This is a genomic window from Enterococcus mundtii (assembly GCF_013394305.1).
Classification (GTDB): domain Bacteria; phylum Bacillota; class Bacilli; order Lactobacillales; family Enterococcaceae; genus Enterococcus_B; species Enterococcus_B pernyi.
This window is the reverse complement of the sequence record NZ_AP019810.1, coordinates 358,699-378,721: the sequence shown is the minus strand read 5'-3', so window position 1 is coordinate 378,721 and position 20,023 is coordinate 358,699. Positions and strand designations below refer to the sequence as shown.

Genomic DNA, 20,023 nt, shown 5'->3' with positions numbered 1-20,023 from the left:
GAAGTATTTATGAAGAAAAACACTATTTTACCTGTTTCACTCCTCAGCATTACCGATAAAAATGCCATGGTTTCCGAACAATATCGGACGATCCGTTCAAATATCCAATTTGCTTCTGTCGATCGTGAATTGAAGACGATGGTCGTGACTTCATCTGGTCCAGGTGAAGGAAAATCAACAACAGCTGCTAACTTAGCTGTCGTATTCGCAAATAGTGGCAAAAGAGTTTTGCTGGTTGATGCTGATTTGAGAAAACCAAGTGTAGCATTGACTTTTCAATTGCCAAATGTCAATGGATTAAGTAATTTCTTAGGCGATCGTGAAGGAAGACCGGAATCATATTATCATACCAGTTCCGTCGAAAATCTTTGGGTCATGACAAGTGGACCGAAACCACCGAATCCATCCGAACTACTTGATTCGAAACGAATGGAAGAAGTGATCGAACAACTAAAAGCATTATTTGATTTGATCATTTTTGATTTACCACCCATTGCAACAGTCACTGATGCTCAGATCTTAGCCGCAAAAACAGATGGGACACTTTTAGTCGTCCGAGAACGCAAAACAATGAAACAAGAATTAATCAAAGCGAAAGAACTGCTAGCCATTGCACAAGCAACGATTTTAGGTGTTGTTTACAACGGTGCGAAGAAGAATGCAGATTTTAATTATTATTACTATTGATGAGGAAGTGAGCAAAAATGATTGATTTACATTGTCATATTTTACCTGGTATAGATGACGGACCAAAAACGGTCAAAGAATCGATCGCCATGGCAGAAGAAGCTGTTCGACAAGGAATCACCCACATTTTATGCACCCCTCATCACAATCAACGTTTCACCAATGAAAAAGCAGATGTATTACTAGCTGTCGAAGACTTGCAAAAAGAACTCGATCGACAGTCCATCCCCCTAACTTTATTTGAAGGACAAGAAGTTCGAATAAAAAGTAATTTAATAGATGAAATTAAAAGTGACAAGATTCTTTTTGCAGATGTCGCCGATCGCTATTTGCTAGCTGAGCTACCAACAAACAGCATTCCCGAATATACAGAAAGTTTGTTTTATGAATTACGTCAGATGGGGATCGTACCAATCATTGTCCATCCTGAGCGGAACCGCGGTTTCCAAGAAAGTCCTAATCTATTATTACCCTACTTGAATATGGGGTGTTTGGCGCAGTTGACTGCACCGAGTATTGCAGGTGTTTATGGCAAACAGATCAAGAAGTTAAGTGAGGAACTGGTTCAACATCGGCTTGTCCAGATGATTGCCTCAGATGCCCATAGTCGAAAAGATCGGGATTTTTATATGGAAAAAGCATATAGTATCGTAGAGAAAAAATTTGGATCTACAGTCATCGAAGAAATGGATCAAGTAACAAGAGACATCATCAATGGGGAGCAAGTGCATGCAAAAGATTTTCGACCTATTGTATAAAAGTTTTAGGGGGCGCAGGGGTTGTTTGAACTTACTAGAAGAAGAAAAGTAATCATTTTAGTTTTGGTTGATAGTTTTTTATTAGGCATCTCTATATTATCAAGCTATTATTTTATGACACCATTTGTTGGTATCGATCAAGATTACTTAGCCGTGAATTTAGGCGTATCACTAATTTTTTACATTGGATATGGCATGCTGTTTAAAACATTCACGCGAATCAATCGATATACGAATTTAAATGAGATGGCAGCTATTTTTTCAGCCATTACTTGTACCGTTATTTCATCATTTATCATCCAATATTTGTTTATGCAAAAAATCAGCCTTAGATTACAATTATTAACTTACATCTTATCTATGTTTCTCATCATCAGCAGTCGTTTATTCTGGCGTATATATATCGAACATAAAACACAGCGTCAAGAATCGCCACTAAACAAACACAGAACACTAATTATTGGAGCTGGCGAAGGCGGACGTATTCTATACAATAGTATTCTTAGTTCAAAAGCAATCAACGATTTGGAAGTGATTGGCTTTGTGGATGATGATCCGAACAAATATAAAACATATTTGTCTGGGATAAAAGTCGTAGGGAATACTAAGGACTTACCAAGATTGATCGACGAATTGTCGATCGATATGGTGACGATCGCGATACCTTCCTTGCCACGAAAAAGAATTCGTGAAATTTTCCATCTTATCGAATCAAAAGAAGTCAAGATGAATACCATGCCTTCGATTGAAGAAATCGCATCAGGGAAAATCAATGTTTCTCGCCTGAAAGAAATCGACGTGGTCGACTTGTTAGGACGAGAAGAAGTCAAATTAGATTTAGATAAACTAAAATCACACATCTCAGAAAAAGTCATACTTGTTACCGGAGCTGGAGGCTCTATTGGTTCAGAGATTTGTCGTCAAGTACTTGCTTTTTCGCCAAAAAAATTACTCTTATTAGGACATGGTGAAAACTCGATCTATTTGATTCATCGCGAACTATCAGGAGACCCCTCTTATAATAAAACAGAAATCATTCCAATTATTGCAGATATCCAAGACCGTGAAAAGATCTTCCATATCATGAAAGAACATCAGCCGGATATCGTCTATCATGCAGCAGCACATAAACATGTGCCCTTGATGGAATATAACCCAAGAGAAGCAGTAAAAAACAATATCAAAGGAACAAAAAATGTAGCAGAAGCTGCCAAAGAAGCGAATGTCAAAAACTTTGTCATGGTGTCCACCGATAAAGCCAATAACCCACCAAATGTGATGGGAGCCACGAAGCGAATCGCAGAAATGATCGTCACAGGCTTAAATGAAGAAAACAGTACCAAGTTTTCGGCCGTAAGATTTGGGAATGTCTTGGGCTCTCGCGGAAGCGTAATCCCTGTTTTTCGAGAACAGATCGCAAAAGGCGGACCCATCACGATCACCGATTTTCGGATGACCCGTTACTTTATGACAATCCCAGAAGCAAGCCGTTTAGTCATCCAATCGGGTGCATTAGCAAAAGGTGGCGAAATCTTTGTCTTAGATATGAGTGAACCAGTCAAAATTTTAGATCTTGCACGAAATATGATCCGCTTGAGTGGTTACACTGAAGAAGAAATCGAAATCGTCGAAACAGGCATCCGACCTGGCGAAAAATTGTATGAAGAACTGTTGTTGGACAAAGAACGAAATGATGAACAGGTGTATGAAAAGATTTTTGTAGGGAATATCAAAGGTTACCCGATCCAAGAAGTCATGGAATTTGTAACAGGTTTATCCGACGATGACAAACAACTAGCAAAAGAAGTCGTAGCATTTGCAAGGGCTTCGAGTAAATAGGGGGAGTGTCATGAAAGCAATAATTGTTGGTGCTGGAGGATTCGGTAAAGAACTCGCCTTTTTATTAAGTAGACAGTCCGAATATGAGTTAATTGGATTTGTTGATGATGTCAAGACGGTAGATGAAAAGATTGTTGGAATACCAGTGCTAGGAAAAATAGAATTATTAAAAAAAATGGAACTAAAGATTGCTGTATTTATAGGAATTGCTAATCCGCGTATTAAGGAAAAAATTTTTTTGGAATTGAAAGGTAATAATCATCTGACATTTCCAAATTTGATTGATGCTACTGCTTTAGTAGGATTGAATGTACAACTAGGTATAGGGAACATTTTGATGCCTTACACAACTTATACAGCCGATATAACAATAGGTAATTTCAATATGTTCAATATCTATTCAACAATTGGGCATGATTCAAAGATAGGAAACTATAATTCAATCTATCCAAATGTAAATCTGTCTGGTTATGCACTATTAGGCAATCGAAATGAAATCGGAGTCGGAACTAAAGTGATACCAGAAGTCTCGATTGGCCAAGGAAATATTATAGGCGCAGGAAGTGTAGTTGTTAAGGATATTCATAACAATACAAAAAGTGTGGGAGTGCCTGCAAAAATAATAGAAAGTTGGGATTAAGATGGAAAATGAACGAATACTCCTAGCATCACCACACATGAGTGATGAAGGATACGAACAAGAATACGTCAAGGAGGCATTTGACACCAACTGGGTTGCTCCGCTTGGTGCAAATGTCAATAACTTTGAAAAAGAATTGGCTGAGTATGTAGGGATTGACCATGCGGCTGCATTGACTTCAGGTACAGCAGCCATCCATTTAGCATTAAAAGCAGCTGGGGTTGGAGAAGATGATATTGTGATTTGTCAATCATTAACATTTTCAGCTACTGTAAACCCTATCGTCTATCAAGGTGCAAAACCAGTGTTTGTAGATAGTGATAATGAAACTTGGAATATGGACCCTAAACAACTTAGAATCGCTTTAGAGAAATATCCTGAAGCAAAAGCAGTAGTTGTCGTTCATTTATACGGTTTATCTGCAGATTTAGATGAAATCATCAAGATATGTAAAGAATATCAAGTGACCTTGATCGAAGATGCGGCAGAGTCACTAGGTACAACATATAAAGGTCAATATACTGGCACATTTGGGGAATATGGTATCTATTCTTTTAATGGGAATAAAATAATCACCACATCTGGTGGAGGAATGGCTGTTTCAAATAATCCAGAAAGAATTGAAAAAATTCGATTTTGGTCAACACAATCCCGGGAACAAGCACGTCATTATCAACATAATGAAATAGGCTATAACTATCGTATGAGCAATATTGTAGCAGGGATCGGCAGAGGACAGCTAAAAGTATTGTCAGACCGAATCAACAAGAAACGATATATTTATGATTATTATAAACGTGAACTATCTGACATTCCTTCCATTTCCTTCATGCCTGAAAATGAATGGAATCAACCTAATTATTGGCTAAGTGTGATTTTGCTTTCAGATGTGGATACGAATATGCTTATGGATGAATTGGATAAAGCAAATATCGAAGCACGTCCTGTCTGGAAACCAATGCATCTACAACCAATTTTTGCAGAATATGATTATGTTGGAAATAATGTTGCTGAAACATTATTTAATACTGGTGTGTGTTTGCCATCAGATACGAAGATGACAGATGAAGATTTGTCTCGAGTCGTGAAAACAATCAAGCGAGTGTTGCAACATGAATAATAAAAGCGTATATCAGAAATGGGGAAAAAGAGCATTAGATATATGTTTCTCAGCTCTTGCTCTTGTTGTCTTATCGCCTGTTCTTTTAATCGTAGCTCTTTTAGTAAAAATTAAATTGGGCTCTCCAATCATATTTAAGCAAAATCGACCTGGAAAAGATGAAGTCATTTTTTCCATGTATAAATTTCGTACAATGACGGATGCAAAAGATGCAAATGGAAATGACTTACCTGATAATGTTCGGTTAACGAAATTTGGACAATTACTACGAGCAACTAGTTTGGATGAACTCCCTGAACTTTGGAATATCTTAAAAGGAGATATGTCGTTTGTGGGGCCAAGACCATTATTAGTTGAATATTTACCATTATATAATGAGGAACAACGGAAACGTCATAGCGTCCGCCCAGGATTAACGGGATTAGCGCAAGTCAAGGGTAGGAATGCGATTAGTTGGGCAGAGAAGTTTGAGTATGATTGCTACTATGTAGAAAACTGTACATTTATGCATGATATTATAATCTTTTTTTTAACAATCAATAAAGTTATTAGACACGAAGGTATTAGCTCAAATTCTAGCGTAACGATAGAGAAGTTTGAAGGGAATGATACAAACTGAAAATCTTATATGTAACGACAATATCCAATACTTTAAATGCATTTCTTATCCCACATATTGAAATGTTAATTAATGAAGGGCATGAAGTAAGCGTTGCTTGTTCAATCGAGCAACCTCTAAAGCCTTTTTTTCAAGATTATGATATTGAAGTTTATCAAATCCCGTTTAGTAGAAGTCCATTTTCAAAATATAATTTATCTGCATACCAAAGTCTTAAGAGTATTGTTAATGAAAAAGATTTTGACATCGTTCACACCCATACACCTATAGCATCTATGATTACTCGATTAGCATGCAAAAAATTGAAAACTAAAGTATTTTATACTGCTCATGGCTTTCATTTTTATAAAGGTGCAAGTACAATAAACTGGCTTTTTTACTATCCAATTGAAAAATATTTGTCTAGATATACAGATACGCTGATTACTATAAATCAAGAGGATTTTCAACGTGCATCAGATCATTTTTTTGCTAAGAACGTCTATTTAGTAAATGGTGTAGGGTTACCTCTTGAAGCATGTAATAAACCTATTGATCGAGTGAAAAAAAGAGAAGAATTGGGGATTGATGGAGAAGCGAAAGTTATTCTATCTGTAGGAGAACTTAATGATAATAAAAATCATAAAATTGTAATTGAGGCATTGAGAGATTTCAAAAATGAAAATTTCAAATATTTGATTTGCGGAATTGGCCCGCTAAAAAATGATTTGATCCGTCAAATAAACGAAGCTGGTCTATCAAAAAAAATTGAGTTACTAGGATATAGGAATGACGTTATTGAAATAATGAAAATTAGCGATTTATTTGTATTTCCTTCAAAAAGAGAAGGGCTTCCTGTTTCAGTTATGGAAGCAATGGCTAATGGAGTTCCTGTAATGGCATCTAATATAAGGGGAAATATGGATTTGATCACTCAAGGAGAAAATGGAATACTGTTCACCGATAATATAGATTTAATAGGCTCGCTAAGTGATTTCTTCTCAGAAAATATTCCGATAAAGAAATATGCTCAAATTGCAAGCGAATCAATAAGGAAATATGGTGAAGAGATAGTTATAAAGCAAATAAGTGATATATACAGTGAGTAACCAACATCCTTTTAGGAGGAAGATAATGGAATTTACAGATATTTCAACATCATTGGAAGAAAAAAAAAGCGAAAAATTAGTTATTGATAGATTTATTTTTTTGATAGGATTCACAATAAATATCACACAGATTTTTCTAGGTATAAATGTTTCTGTCAGTGATGTTTTCATGATTTTTTTGATCATATTATTATTTTTGACAAAGTCAATCTATTTAACAAAAAAAACAACTATATACTTTATTATACTCTTGAGTTTGAGATTCTTTTCGACTATGCAAATATCAAATTGGTTGAATATTTCAATATCATTTATACCTATATTTATTACTTTTCAAAAGTTTATAATCAGCTTGCTCTATTTTATTCTTTTTATTTCTGTTTTGACCATAAATCCAAAAACAAAGGAACTTTTTTTTAAAGGATTAAAATATGGAAGCCTGATTTTAGGTACTTTATCATTAATAATTTATTTTATTGGCCCAGCTGCTCTACGGTCTATTGTATTGTTTGGTGAGATACGTATGAGAGGGTTTATGAATGATCCTAATTATTTCGCTTATATGCAAATATGCGGGTTTTGTATTTGGTATCTCAAAGGATTCAAACGAAAACTAACAAATTTTTTGGCAATGATTATCTATCCTACGACAATTTTGCTATCGGCTTCAAAGACTGGTCTAATTGTTTTTATTTGTATGTTAAGTGTACTGAGTTTAAAAAAATTTTTTACAAAAAGTAAGTCACCTGCTAAGTTAGCAACTTTGTTCTTAGTAATAAGTGGAAGTTTGACTATGTTTTATGTATTCTTCGATTCAATCATGACAGATTTACTGGCATTTACACAATCAGTTCCTCAACTGGAACGAATATACATTGTATTTGAAAATTTTAGTGGTGCAATTACCGAGGGTGGTTCAGGGAGAGTAGACGCATGGGAAACAGCTTATAGACTTATTATTGATACTCACTTTATGGGGATAGGTTTTATGGATTACTCAAGTGTAGCCAAAGTAATAAGTGGTAGTCCAACTATAGCGCATAATACCTTTTTACAATTAGCAGTGGAGTGGGGAATTGGTCCGTTAGTTGTTGGTTTAATATTCTTAGTAAAACAAAGTATTATTGAACTTTTTAATAAAAACTGGATAGTTGTTGCATTAGTTCTTGGAACAATATTTTTTTCCTTCAGTATATCTCTGCAAAACTCGAGAATACTATGGATTCTATTAGCAATGTTATTTTCAAATAAATCAGTTTCTGATTATTCCAAAAATTCAAGAGTTAAATAAAATGTTTCATTTTATGTTATTAGCTAATTTAGGAGAGAAAATTAATGATAAGTGTTATTGTACCCACATTTAATGCGGAGAAATCAATTAAAAGAGCTATAGACTCTATTTTAAAACAAACTTACCAAAATTTTGAAATCATTATTTGTGATGACTGCTCAACAGACGGTACATGGGAAATATTAAAGGAACTGGAAGAAACAGATTCAAGAATTCAAATTTATCAAAATGAAAAAAATTCTAAAAGTGCCTATACGCGTAATAAAGCAATAAAAAAATCTTCTGGAAAGTATATCATGCAACTAGATGATGATGACTATTGTCACGAGGAAAGAATGGAAAAGCAAGTTCTATTTTTAGATAATCATCCTGAATATGATTTTGTTGGAAGTAATGCTTATCTTTGGGATCAAGATGGTATATATGGTGAGTTGATAATTAAAGATAAACCTGAAATTAATGACTTGCTAAAAACTAGTCCATTTATTAATCCATCAGTAATGTTTCGAAAGGAAGCATTAGAGAGTGTTCAAGGCTATAGGGTTTCTAAAGAAACTGTGAGAGGTCAGGACTATGACTTATACTTGCGATTGTATGTAAATGGATTTAGGGGATTCAATATACAAGAAAAGCTTGTTTATTATTATCAAGATAAGAATTACTATAACAAGATTTCTTGGGAAAATAGAATTGGTGAATTCAAATTTAGATATAGAAATTTTAAGAAACTCAAGCTATCACCAACACAATATATTTATATTATCAAACCTTTAATTGCATTAATCGTACCAAGAAGAATCTTATCATTGAAACAATCAAGGAGGAATAGAGCTTGAATATCTCAGTATTCGGTTTAGGTTATGTTGGCCTAGCAAATGCACTACTTCTAAGCCAAAGCGAAGCAGTCAAAGCATATGATATTGTAACAGAAAAAATAGACCAGTTGAATCAAGGAATTTCTCCTATAGAGGATAAAGAAATTAGTGAATTTTTAAAAAAGGATAATCTAAAAATTAATTTTATCAAAGACTTTGAAGAAGCTGTGATTTTCGGTGATTACTTAATTATTGCAACCCCAACAGATTACGATGAAAAGAAGAATTATTTTAACACTTCATCAGTTGAAAAAGTAATCGAACAAGCTTTAGCAATTCGCTCAGATGCTACTTTTATAATCAAATCAACCGTTCCTGTAGGGTACACGGAAGAATTAAAGAAAAAGTATGGAACGGAGCGGATAATATTCTCACCAGAATTTCTGCGTGAGGGTAAAGCACTATACGATAACCTTCACCCATCAAGAATCGTGATTGGCGAAAACTCAGATAGGGGACAAGAAATTGCTAATCTTTTTAAGGAAAATGCTCATGATAATGATGTCCCGATACTATTGACGAATTCAACAGAAGCGGAAGCAATCAAATTGTTTTCAAATACCTACTTAGCTTTAAGAGTTGCTTATTTCAATGAGCTTGATACGTATGCTGAATCGAATGGTTTAGACAGTAAGCAAATTATCGAAGGTGTCGGACTAGATCCTAGAATTGGTTCGCATTATAATAACCCATCATTTGGCTATGGAGGGTATTGTTTACCAAAGGATACTAAGCAACTGCGTGCAAATTATAGTGGTGTCCCAAGCAATTTGATTGGTGCAATCGTTGATGCAAATGCGACGAGAAAAGATTTTATCACTGAACAAATTTTAGCTAGAAGTCCCAAAGTTGTAGGGATTTATCGCTTGACTATGAAAGCTGCTTCAGATAATTTTCGTTATTCTTCAATTCAAGGAGTAATGAAAAGACTGAAGGCGAGAGGTATTTCTGTTATTGTTTATGAACCTACTGTAGATGAGAAGGATTTTTCAGGTTTTCCGGTGATACCTGAACTAGCAGATTTTAAAAATCTAAGTGATGTAATCATCTCCAATCGATTTGATGAAGAATTGGATGACGTTGAAGAAAAAGTTTATACTAGAGATATTTTTAGAAGGGATTGATTGAGTGAAAAACATAGCTCGTAATTTCATTTATCAATCCATATTCCAGATAATGAAAATCGTTATTCCAATTATAACCATACCTATAGTATCTATGGCGTTAGGTCCTGCTGGAATAGGGATCTTCAACTATACCAATTCAATCGCACAATATTTTGTACTAGTTGCTAGCTTAGGTGTAGCTATGTATGGGAATAGAGAAATCGCACTTGCGTATAATCGACAAGAGGACATTTCTAAATTATTTTGGGAAATTGTTGTATTTAAAGCGATATTGACATTAGCAGTATTTTTTATCTACATTGCTGTTGTCAGTTTCTTACCTAACAGTAATTATTTTTATTTTCAAAGTTTAACCATTTTAGCAGTGCTTTTTGATATATCATGGTTCTTTATGGGAATTGAAGATTTTAAGTTAACTAGTGTATCGAGTTTATTCGTTCAAATAATTACTTTTGTGTTGATACTGCTTTTTATTAAAGATTCAAATGATGTAGGTATCTATATTTTGATCCAAACAGCTGGTATATTTGTTTCACAAGTGTTAGTTTGGTTCTTTATCAAACCTTATATAACATTTCAAAAAATAAATCTAAAAAAAAGTTTTAGTCACATCAAAGGCTCGTTTGAATTCTTTATACCCCAAGTAGCGATTACCTTATATACGAATTTAAATAAGACCTTATTAGGCTTATTCATAGGGGCTTCAGCAGTTGGATTTTATACAAACTCACTCACCTTAAATACAGTGTTTATAACAATCATCACTACACTTGATATTGTTTTACTTCCACATATGAGTGGTTTGTTTGCTAAAAAAAATGTTGAGCGAATTGTAGAGCTGATGGATAAAACGATTGATCTACAGTTGTTTTTTAGTTTACCGATCATGTTTGGGATGTTAACTGTATATGATAAGCTTGTTCCATGGTTTTTTGGGGAAAAGTTTTTATTTATTAATAATGTTATCCCATTTTTTACTCCTTTAATAGTAATTATTCCGCTAGGTATGGCTGTTTCAAGACAGTACCTTATTCCTATAGGTAAAGTTAGAGAATATAATAAATCTGTGATTATTGGTGCAGGTATAAACATTATCAGTAATCTAATCTTACTACCAACTGTTGGTTTTTTTGGAGTTGTCATTTCTAATTTATTGGCTGAATTCTTTGTTACTGCAGTAAGAGTGCGCTCGTTTCTCAAATCTACTAACTTTTCTTTTAATTTTCGGCGAATAAGTATTTATTTTATTTCAGCACTTGCAATGATGATTATCACCAGAATATTGACTAATTCTATGCAAGCAAGTTTAATAACTAATATAGTACAAGGTTTAATTGCTATTACCCTGTATTTTATCTTTACAGTAGTAATGAGAACAAATCCTATTGTTTCATTTATACAAGAGAGAAGAAGTAAGTGACTGATTACTTACTTCTTTTTATTTATCAAAAAATGAGCCAAAGGTAGTGGATATTGTCAAATACCTTTGGCTCATTTATTAATATTTATAGTAGAGGATGGCAAAGAATCACTCCCGCCATCCCGGTGTCACTGCCTCCTTACAAAACGTGAACCGCTTCTTGTCATAATTCACCAAGCCGGAGTCTTTCAGCTGTTTGATCACCTGTCCGGCGGTTTCACGAGTGGTACCACTATTGACTGCTAGTTCTTTCAACGTGATCGGATAGGGTATCGATATATGACCGTCTTCTGTAGGGATTCCTAATTCTTCTTTTAAAACAAATAAGTTTTGTTTCACTCGGTCAAATGCACTGGAGGTCAAGCCGATTTGAATGCGTAGTTCGTGCATCTGAACGACTTTTCCTAACTTCTGGATCATGTAAATCAATTGATTGGGGTTGTTTTTGACAATTTTTTCATAACAAGCTACAGGAAAATAAAAAGTCTCGATATCTGTCATGGCTTGTGCTGTATACGTATAAGGTTCTTCTTCAAAAATACCAGACATTGGAAAGAGATTATTTGCTGTGACATAATCATAGTAGTAATAAGTAGCACTTTCGTCATAACGCTCTAAACGGATCAATCCTTCTGTTAAGACATAGAAACGTTGCCGCTCATCTCCTTCATCAAAAAGCACTTGTCCTTTCTTATATGAACGTAGGACAGTCTGCTCTTTGATTTCTTCAAATTCCTCATCAGTAAAGTGTTCAAAATCAGGTTGATATCTGAGTTTAGAAAAATGATAATCGATTTTATTTACACGCATGAACATCCCTGCTTCCTATAATTCTCTCCTTCTATTGTGACTTCTTTTATTTCTTTTGTAAAGCCATAATACATTCCGAGAAAAGCTATATTTTGTAAAATATTAATTGCGTTTGTTATTATGTAGGATTTATACAAAACAGATGAATATAATTTGATGAGTGATCATAAAAGTGTATAAAAAACAAATAATATACATAAAGTAAACGCTAACAACCTTAATTTAAATGGGATTTAAAAATATACAAAAAAATTTTTTTGATGAATAAAAATTTTTTTGAGAGAGTTTTCAGTATAAAAAAAAGAGAAATTATTAATAAAAGATGCAAAAATGTGTAATTATTTAATTAAGCTTTAATAATGAGAGATTCTTCTCTTTTTAAATGCGAGAAAAGCATGAAAGTGATTACAAAAGCAGTTTATTCTAAGTATGTAATCAAAACGAAGGAGGCAACACAACATGGATAAACCGATTCACGTTTTCTCTGAGATAGGAAAGTTAAAGACAGTATTATTAAAACGACCTGGTCAAGAAGTGGAAAATCTAACGCCTGATATTATGGATCGTTTGTTGTTCGACGACATTCCGTATCTACCGATTGCACAAGCTGAGCATGATGAATTTGCACAAGTGCTCCAAAGTGAAGGCGCTGAAACATTATATTTAGAAAAATTAGCGGCTGAAGCAATCGATGCAGGTAATGTCAAAGAGGAATTTTTAAATAAAATGTTAGATGAATCTTTTATTGCATCTAATGCTGTTAGAGATGGTCTTCATGAGTTCCTTCTATCAATGGAAACTCAAGATATGGTAGATAAGATCATGGCGGGTGTCCGTACAAAAGATATCGATGTGAAATCACGTAGTTTATACGATTTATCATCTGATGACGACTATCCTTTCTACATGGATCCAATGCCAAACCTATACTTTACAAGGGACCCTTCCGCTTCAATGGGGAATGGGATGACAATCAATAAAATGGCATTTGAAGCACGTCGTCGTGAGTCAATGTTCACAGAATACATTTTGAACCACCACCCACGTTTTGCAAATAAAGGGGTTGACGTATGGTTGGATCGCGAAAATCCAGATCATATCGAAGGTGGGGATGAATTGATCCTTAGTGACACAGTTGTCGCTGTGGGTATCTCACAAAGAACAAATGCAAAAGCGATTGAGCGTTTAGCACGTCACTTATTTGCGAAAAATGCAGGATTTGAAAAAGTCTTGGCAATCAAGATCCCGAATAATCGTGCCATGATGCATTTAGATACAGTATTTACTATGGTTGACCATGATAAATTCACAATCCATCCAGCGATCCAAAGTAAAGAAGGAAAAATGGACGTCTTTACAATTGAACAAGCTGGCGATGATATCAAAATTTCTCATTCAGATGATTTACAAGAGTCATTGAAATCAGTTTTAGGGTTAGATGATCTTGTATTGATCCCAACAGGTAATGGCGATGCGATTGTTGCACCTCGTGAACAATGGAATGATGGCTCAAACACATTAGCGATTGCTCCAGGGGTGGTAGTTACTTACAATCGTAACTATGTATCAAACGAATTATTGAGAAGCTACGGCATCAAAGTATTGGAAATCACTTCAAGTGAATTGTCACGCGGTCGTGGTGGCCCTCGTTGCATGAGCCAACCATTAGTTCGTGAAGATTTAAAATAGTTTAATCCTGATGGCAGTCACTGTCAGCTGCCATCAGATTTCCTCTTAATACCAAGTGCTTTATGTACTATCAAATAGAATACAATTTTAAAGGAGAATGTTCATATGAAAGAATCAGTATTTCAAGGAAGAAGTTTATTAGCAGAAAAAGATTTTACAAAGGAAGAGTTACAATATTTGATCGACTTTTCTCAACACTTGAAAGATTTGAAAAAACGTGGCATCCCACATCATTACTTAGAAGGAAAAAACATTGCATTACTATTTGAAAAAACATCAACACGTACACGTGCAGCATTTACAACGGCAGCAATCGATCTTGGTGCGCATCCAGAGTATTTAGGTGCAAATGACATCCAATTAGGTAAAAAAGAATCTACAGAAGATACTGCCAAAGTATTAGGTAGTATGTTTGACGGAATCGAGTTCCGTGGTTTCAGCCAAAAAATGGTGGAAGAATTAGCTGAATTCTCAGGCGTACCTGTATGGAATGGTTTAACTGATGAATGGCACCCAACTCAAATGATCGCTGACTTCTTAACGATCCAAGAAAACTTCGGTAAAGTGGAAGGCATCACAGTTGCTTATTGTGGCGATGGACGTAACAACATGGCGAACTCATTGTTAGTAACAGGTGCGATCTTAGGAACAAATATGCGTATCGTTGCACCAAAAGAATTACAACCTGAAGAAGAAATCGTGAAAATGGCTGAAGAGTTTGCAGCGAAATCAGGTGCACAATTAATGATCACTGACGATGTTGCTAAAGGGGTAGACGGAGCAGACGTTCTTTACTCAGACGTTTGGGTATCAATGGGTGAAGAAGATAAATTTGAAGAACGTATCAAATTATTGAAACCTTACCAAATCAATATGGATATGATCGAAAAAACAAACAATACAGATCGTTTGATCTTCTTACACTGCTTACCAGCATTCCATGATACGAAGACAGTTTACGGTGAACAAATGAAAGAACGCTTCGGCATCACTGAAATGGAAGTAACAGACGAAGTATTCCGCAGTAAATATGCACGTCAATTTGAGCAAGCAGAAAACCGTATGCACTCAATCAAAGCAATCATGGCAGCAACACTAGGAAACTTATTCATTCCTCGTGTGTAACAACTAACAAGTAAATAATCAAAACGAGTCAGCGTGAGGATCGTTCAGAAAGAACGCTGGCTTGTTTTGTCATCGGTAAAATTCAGAATGTTCTGAAAGAAAGGGAGATAGACATGGCAAACAGAAAAGTGGTTGTTGCATTAGGCGGAAACGCGATTTTATCAACAGATGCAAGTGCAAAAGCGCAACAAGACGCATTGATGGAAACAGCAAAATACTTAGTGAAATTTATTGAACAAGGAGATGAATTGATCATCTCACATGGTAATGGTCCTCAAGTTGGGAATTTATTGATCCAACAACAAGCGGCTGATTCAGAAAAAACACCGGCAATGCCATTAGATACATGTGTGGCGATGACGGAAGGTTCAATTGGCTATTGGTTGCAAAATGCGATGGGCGAAGTGTTGAAGGAAAAAGGAATCGATAAAGATGTCGTTTCGTTAGTGACACAAGTCATCGTTGATGAAAATGATCCATCGTTCAAAAATCCAAGCAAACCAGTTGGACCGTTCTATACAGAAGAAGAAGCGAATGATCAGATGAAAGCAGACTCTTCTGTAACATTCAAAGAAGATGCAGGACGTGGTTGGCGTAAGGTCGTTGCTTCTCCAAAACCAATCTCAATCAAAGAAGCTCGAGTCATCCAAACATTAGTGGAACAAGGCGTAATCACCATTTCTGTAGGTGGTGGCGGTATTCCAGTAGTGGAAACTGCAACAGGTCTTGAAGGAAAAGAAGCTGTTATCGATAAAGATTTTGCTTCTGAAAAATTAGCAGAGATCATTGGTGCAGATCTATTGATCGTGTTGACGGGTGTCGATAATGTCTACGTAAATTATCAAAAACCAGATCAAAAGAAATTAGAAACAGTTGGTGTTTCAGAAATGAAACAGTATATTGCTGAAAACCAATTTGCTCCAGGAAGCATGTTGCCAAAAGTGGAAGCAGCGATTGCCTTTGTTGAGGCTCGTCCTACTGGGAAAGCAATTATTACTTCCTTAGAAAATATTGAAAATCTATTAGCTTCAGAAGAAGGAACAATCATTGTTGCTGATGAAGCGTAAGAAACTTTTTATCGTTTTACCATGACCATGTGTATAAAATGTCCAGTTGGTTTTTAATCTCCTTTAGACCTCCTGGACATTTTAGCTTATTGTTGAAGGTCAGCTTTTCGAACACCGTTTATTTATGAAGAAAACTCTAGCCAGGAGATTGGATATCTGCTATAATTCAAATCAAGTTAAATAAGAGCAACGTTTGCTGAACAAGAGAGTAATTGGTGTCATTTCGTTCAAAGCGAGTCTGGGTAGAGTGGAAGCCGGACGGACAAATCCCAATGAAGCGCACTTGGAGAACTCTGTCTTTGACAGACGGTCGTCTACCGATATCAGATCGAGCAGGTCCTTTTTTAGGACAATTGGAGTGGTACCGCGGGAATTCTCGTCTCTAGTAAATTCATAGGAAATATGGATTTGCTAGAGATTTTTTGTTTTACAGCAAACAATATGTAGGAGGAAAATAAATGAATAACAAAGATGTTGTTGCAAAAGCACTATATGAAGTCGTACAAGATGACTTGACGTTGGAGCAAGTCGCACAATTACTTGAAAATCCAAAATCAGCGGACCATGGAGATGTCGCATTTCCAACGTTCTCTTTAGCAAAAATCTTCCGCAAAGCACCACAACAGATCGCAGCGGATCTTGCTGAGAAAATCGATGCAACAAATTTTGAAAAAATCGAAGTCGTCGGACCATACTTGAACTTCTTTATGAACAAAGAGATCATCAGTAAGCAAGTGTTAGCTACAGTAGTAAAAGAAAAAGAACACTATGGGGATAGCACGATCGGTAACCAAGGAAGCGTGCCAATCGATATGTCTTCACCAAACATTGCAAAACCAATTTCAATGGGTCACTTACGTTCGACAGTAATCGGAAACTCAATTGGCTTTATTATGGAAAAATTAGGTTATCAACCAGTACGTATCAACCATTTAGGAGACTGGGGTACACAATTTGGAAAACTGATCGTTGCCTACAAAAAATGGGGATCTGCTGAATCTGTAAAAGCTGAACCAATCAATGAATTATTGCGTCTATATGTCCAATTCCACGAAGAAGCTGAAACACAACCTGAATTGAATGATGAAGCTCGTTCTTGGTTCAAGCGTCTAGAAGAAGGCGACGAAGAAGCGATGGAGTTATGGCAATGGTTCCGTGACGAATCAATGAAAGAATTCAACAAGATCTATGACTTGTTAGAAGTTCGTTTTGATTCATTGAACGGGGAAGCTTTCTACAATGACAAGATGGATGAAATCGTCGAATTACTAGAAGAAAAACATCTCTTACAAGAAGACAAAGGTGCAGAAATCGTTGACTTATCTGCTTATGATCTAAATCCTGCCTTGATCAAAAAATCAGATGGTGCGACACTTTATATTACGCGTGATTTGGCAGCTGCACTATACCGTAAACGTACGTATGATTTTAGTCAATCACTATACGTAGTTGGTAATGAACAAAGTTATCACTTTAAACAATTGAAAGCTGTCTTGAAAGAACTAGGTTTTGACTGGGCAGATGATATGCACCATATCCCGTTTGGTTTGATCACACAAGGTGGTAAAAAACTATCGACACGTAAAGGAAAGATCGTTTTACTAGAAGAAGTATTGAATGAAGCAATCGACTCAGCGAAACAACAAATCAGTGAAAAGAATCCTGATTTGGAAAACAAAGATGTCATCGCAAAACAAGTCGGTGTGGGTGCTGTTATTTTCCACGATTTAAAAAATGACCGTTTGAATACGTTTGACTTCAATTTAGAAGAAGTGGTTCGTTTTGAAGGAGAAACAGGTCCTTATGTCCAATATACTCATGCTCGGGCGATGAGTTTATTAGACAAAGCAGGTTTTGTTCCTTCTAAAGATCAAGCTTATGCGTTGAATGACGAAAATAGTTGGGAAGTCGTGAAGCTTGTACAGAAATATCCTGAAACAGTGCTTCAAGCTGGTGAAAAATATGAGCCATCGATCATTGCAAAACATGCGATCAAATTGGCACAAGCGTTCAATAAGTACTATGCACATACAAAAATCTTAGCGGATGATGACCAAAAAGATGCGCGCTTAGCGTTAGTTTATGCTGTCACTGTTTTACTAAAAGAAGACTTACGTCTATTAGGATTACATGCACCAGATAAAATGTAAAAAGTTTCATTGTTTAAAGATTTTCTGAAGAGAAATCTAAATGTTATGTTCCAGTCAATAATCCATGGCATATTTTACAATTGAATTGATTTTTATCTAGAAGGGTTTCTTTTAGAAACGAGCCAAGTCGGGATTTGAAAAAATCGGCTCTTTGTCAATAAGGACTGATGAGTTGTGCAAAATCAAATCTGGGTCAGAATGAACCTCATTCTGGCTCAGATTTTTTGTTATCTTACTTTGATTAATTGATTGATCAAAAAGATTCTAATTCTCATGTTCTCGAATGATTTAAATCCGTAGGATACTCGTTTCATTGTCTTTATGTGGGTATTCTTCGCTTCTATTTTTCCATTGGAATAAGGATAGATCATTGCGTTGGTGATGCCTTCTTCATAGGTCAGAAGGTTTTGAAGCTTTTCCCGAAAGCTGTCATCCAACGTTTCGGGAAGTTCTGCTAATAAGGAGAAAAATAAGTCAGGGTCTTTGTCTCGAAAGGCTTCAACTAATTCATGAAAAAAGGGATACGCCTCCTTTAGGGGCGTAGAAAACTCAAGCAATCGATCAATCATCATTGCTTCAGTAAGAAATGGGTATTTTGGTGCTCGGAAACTTTTCCATGTTTTGTATTCATAATGGTTGATGTTTGCACGATTTTTTAGCAAAAAGCGCCAGTTCTTTTTCAGTTTTTCTGCCTGGCTTTTCTGTCCTGCTTTACGAAGTTCATTCATTTCACGGATACGCAACTCATTGAACGCTTGATTCATGTGTTTGACAATATGAAACCGATCAATCACTATTTTCGCATTTGGCAGAACACGTTTGGTGAGCTGGAAGTAGGCGGCGTTCATGTCTGTCACCAAGAATTCTACTTCTTCTGGATTGGTACACTTTAAGAAATAGCTTGTTAATCGAGGTAATTTACGCGTAGGCAAAACATCTATTAATTTTCCTGTTTCGCCATCTGCGCAAATAAAGCTCATTTTATCTTCTATGGAAGCATGCGAACGAAATTCATCAACCATCAATACTCTTGGGAGAATCTTCTTAGATTGCTTTGGTAAATAGCTTTTAAACTCTTTCAATGTACGAATAACAGTGGTCAAAGATACCTGACAGCTTTTCGCAATAAAAGATAAAGATACTTTTTCAGTCAGTAAAGAAGCAATTTTATATCTAACATGATTTGCGATTGAATGTCTGGATTGGACAAAATAACTTTGAGCAGTCCAATGGGTTCGGCAGTTTTTACAGGTATAGCGCTGCTTTTTTAGGCGCATAACCAAAGGCATATGATTGTATTGTTCAAAACGGACAATCGTTTCTTTTTTTCCATTTTTCACTATAATTGCTTTCCCGTTTCCATCTACCACAGTAGAACCACAACTTCTACAAGCACGAGGAGTAGGCGAGAGAACAGCATCGACGACCAACGTCTTTTTCTTCTGAAGGGTCTCGTAAGAGACCTCTGTAATCATCAAATCTTTCTCTATTATTCTCAGCATTTTTTTGATAGAATCATTCATATAGCATATCGTCCTCTCAGTTGTTTATTTTGTGGTGATTTAATCATACTAGAGAACGATATGTTTTTTAATACCTAAAATGAAAATGGGACTGAAGAATCAATTCTGATTCATCAGTCCCATAAATTATAGAGCCAAAAAATCCCGGCTTTTTTGACGTATTTTTGGTACGGCATACATTCTTATAGTTGTTTT

Annotated in this window: 17 protein-coding genes; 15 read left to right on the top strand and 2 right to left on the bottom strand. The window is 35.6% G+C overall.

Features of this window, described 5'->3' with window-relative positions:
• Positions 1-9 precede the first annotated feature (9 nt).
• From HZ311_RS01765 to HZ311_RS01715, 11 genes are read left to right on the top strand one after another with little or no spacing between them, the layout of a single operon-like run.
• Positions 10-687, top strand: a complete 678-nt coding sequence (locus HZ311_RS01765) for a CpsD/CapB family tyrosine-protein kinase (protein ID WP_023519869.1) — start codon at positions 10-12, stop codon at positions 685-687.
• 17 nt (positions 688-704) lie between these two features.
• Complete coding sequence (locus tag HZ311_RS01760; RefSeq protein ID WP_023519868.1) at positions 705-1,445, top strand: tyrosine-protein phosphatase; 741 nt, start codon at positions 705-707, stop codon at positions 1,443-1,445.
• A 21-nt stretch (positions 1,446-1,466) separates the two neighbouring features.
• Positions 1,467-3,284, top strand: coding sequence for a polysaccharide biosynthesis protein (locus HZ311_RS01755; RefSeq protein ID WP_010735164.1), 1,818 nt, complete (start codon positions 1,467-1,469; stop codon positions 3,282-3,284).
• Between the two features lie 10 nt (positions 3,285-3,294).
• Entirely contained in the window at positions 3,295-3,924 is a 630-nt protein-coding gene (locus HZ311_RS01750) for an acetyltransferase (RefSeq protein WP_023519867.1), read from the top strand.
• 1 nt (position 3,925) lies between these two features.
• Entirely contained in the window at positions 3,926-5,044 is a 1,119-nt protein-coding gene (locus HZ311_RS01745) for a DegT/DnrJ/EryC1/StrS family aminotransferase (RefSeq protein WP_023519866.1), read from the top strand.
• Positions 5,037-5,663, top strand: a complete 627-nt coding sequence (locus HZ311_RS01740) for a sugar transferase (protein WP_023519865.1) — start codon at positions 5,037-5,039, stop codon at positions 5,661-5,663. Before HZ311_RS01745 ends, HZ311_RS01740 begins: the two co-directional genes overlap by 8 nt.
• Positions 5,660-6,751 (top strand): glycosyltransferase family 4 protein, encoded by a 1,092-nt coding sequence (locus HZ311_RS01735; protein WP_034691408.1) that lies wholly within the window; start codon positions 5,660-5,662, stop codon positions 6,749-6,751. The genes HZ311_RS01740 and HZ311_RS01735 overlap by 4 nt, the downstream gene beginning before the upstream one ends.
• A 25-nt stretch (positions 6,752-6,776) precedes the next feature.
• Entirely contained in the window at positions 6,777-8,042 is a 1,266-nt protein-coding gene (locus HZ311_RS01730; protein ID WP_010735169.1) for an O-antigen ligase family protein, read from the top strand.
• 44 nt (positions 8,043-8,086) lie between these two features.
• The gene (locus tag HZ311_RS01725; RefSeq protein ID WP_010735170.1) at positions 8,087-8,878 is read left to right on the top strand and encodes a glycosyltransferase family 2 protein; all 792 of its coding nucleotides are present in this window, start codon (positions 8,087-8,089) and stop codon (positions 8,876-8,878) included.
• The gene (locus HZ311_RS01720) at positions 8,875-10,041 is read left to right on the top strand and encodes a nucleotide sugar dehydrogenase (RefSeq protein WP_023519862.1); all 1,167 of its coding nucleotides are present in this window, start codon (positions 8,875-8,877) and stop codon (positions 10,039-10,041) included. The genes HZ311_RS01725 and HZ311_RS01720 overlap by 4 nt, the downstream gene beginning before the upstream one ends.
• 4 nt (positions 10,042-10,045) lie before the next feature.
• Positions 10,046-11,464: an oligosaccharide flippase family protein gene (locus HZ311_RS01715; RefSeq protein WP_010735172.1), complete on the top strand. Its 1,419-nt coding sequence runs from the start codon at positions 10,046-10,048 to the stop codon at positions 11,462-11,464.
• A gap of 108 nt (positions 11,465-11,572) precedes the next feature.
• On the opposite strand, the gene HZ311_RS01710 is transcribed toward HZ311_RS01715, so the two are convergent.
• Positions 11,573-12,274, bottom strand: coding sequence for a Crp/Fnr family transcriptional regulator (locus tag HZ311_RS01710; protein WP_023519859.1), 702 nt, complete (start codon positions 12,272-12,274; stop codon positions 11,573-11,575).
• Between the two features lie 459 nt (positions 12,275-12,733).
• Here HZ311_RS01710 and arcA point away from each other — a divergent pair, with 459 nt between their 5' ends.
• From arcA to argS, 4 genes are all read left to right on the top strand, one after another.
• On the top strand, positions 12,734-13,963 hold the full coding sequence (gene arcA / locus HZ311_RS01705) for an arginine deiminase (protein WP_062805084.1): 1,230 nt from the start codon (positions 12,734-12,736) through the stop codon (positions 13,961-13,963).
• A 105-nt stretch (positions 13,964-14,068) separates the two neighbouring features.
• Positions 14,069-15,088 carry an ornithine carbamoyltransferase gene (gene argF / locus HZ311_RS01700; RefSeq protein ID WP_010735175.1) on the top strand — a complete coding sequence of 340 codons (1,020 nt, stop codon included), beginning with the start codon at positions 14,069-14,071 and terminating at the stop codon, positions 15,086-15,088.
• Between the two features lie 113 nt (positions 15,089-15,201).
• Positions 15,202-16,155, top strand: coding sequence for a carbamate kinase (arcC, locus tag HZ311_RS01695; RefSeq protein WP_010735176.1), 954 nt, complete (start codon positions 15,202-15,204; stop codon positions 16,153-16,155).
• A 458-nt stretch (positions 16,156-16,613) separates the two neighbouring features.
• On the top strand, positions 16,614-18,305 hold the full coding sequence (gene argS, locus HZ311_RS01690) for an arginine--tRNA ligase (RefSeq protein ID WP_010735177.1): 1,692 nt from the start codon (positions 16,614-16,616) through the stop codon (positions 18,303-18,305).
• 227 nt (positions 18,306-18,532) lie between these two features.
• Here the strand turns inward: argS and HZ311_RS01685 are convergent, their stop codons facing one another.
• The gene (locus HZ311_RS01685) at positions 18,533-19,828 is read right to left on the bottom strand and encodes an ISL3-like element ISEfa11 family transposase (protein ID WP_010734358.1); all 1,296 of its coding nucleotides are present in this window, start codon (positions 19,826-19,828) and stop codon (positions 18,533-18,535) included.
• Positions 19,829-20,023 lie beyond the last annotated feature (195 nt).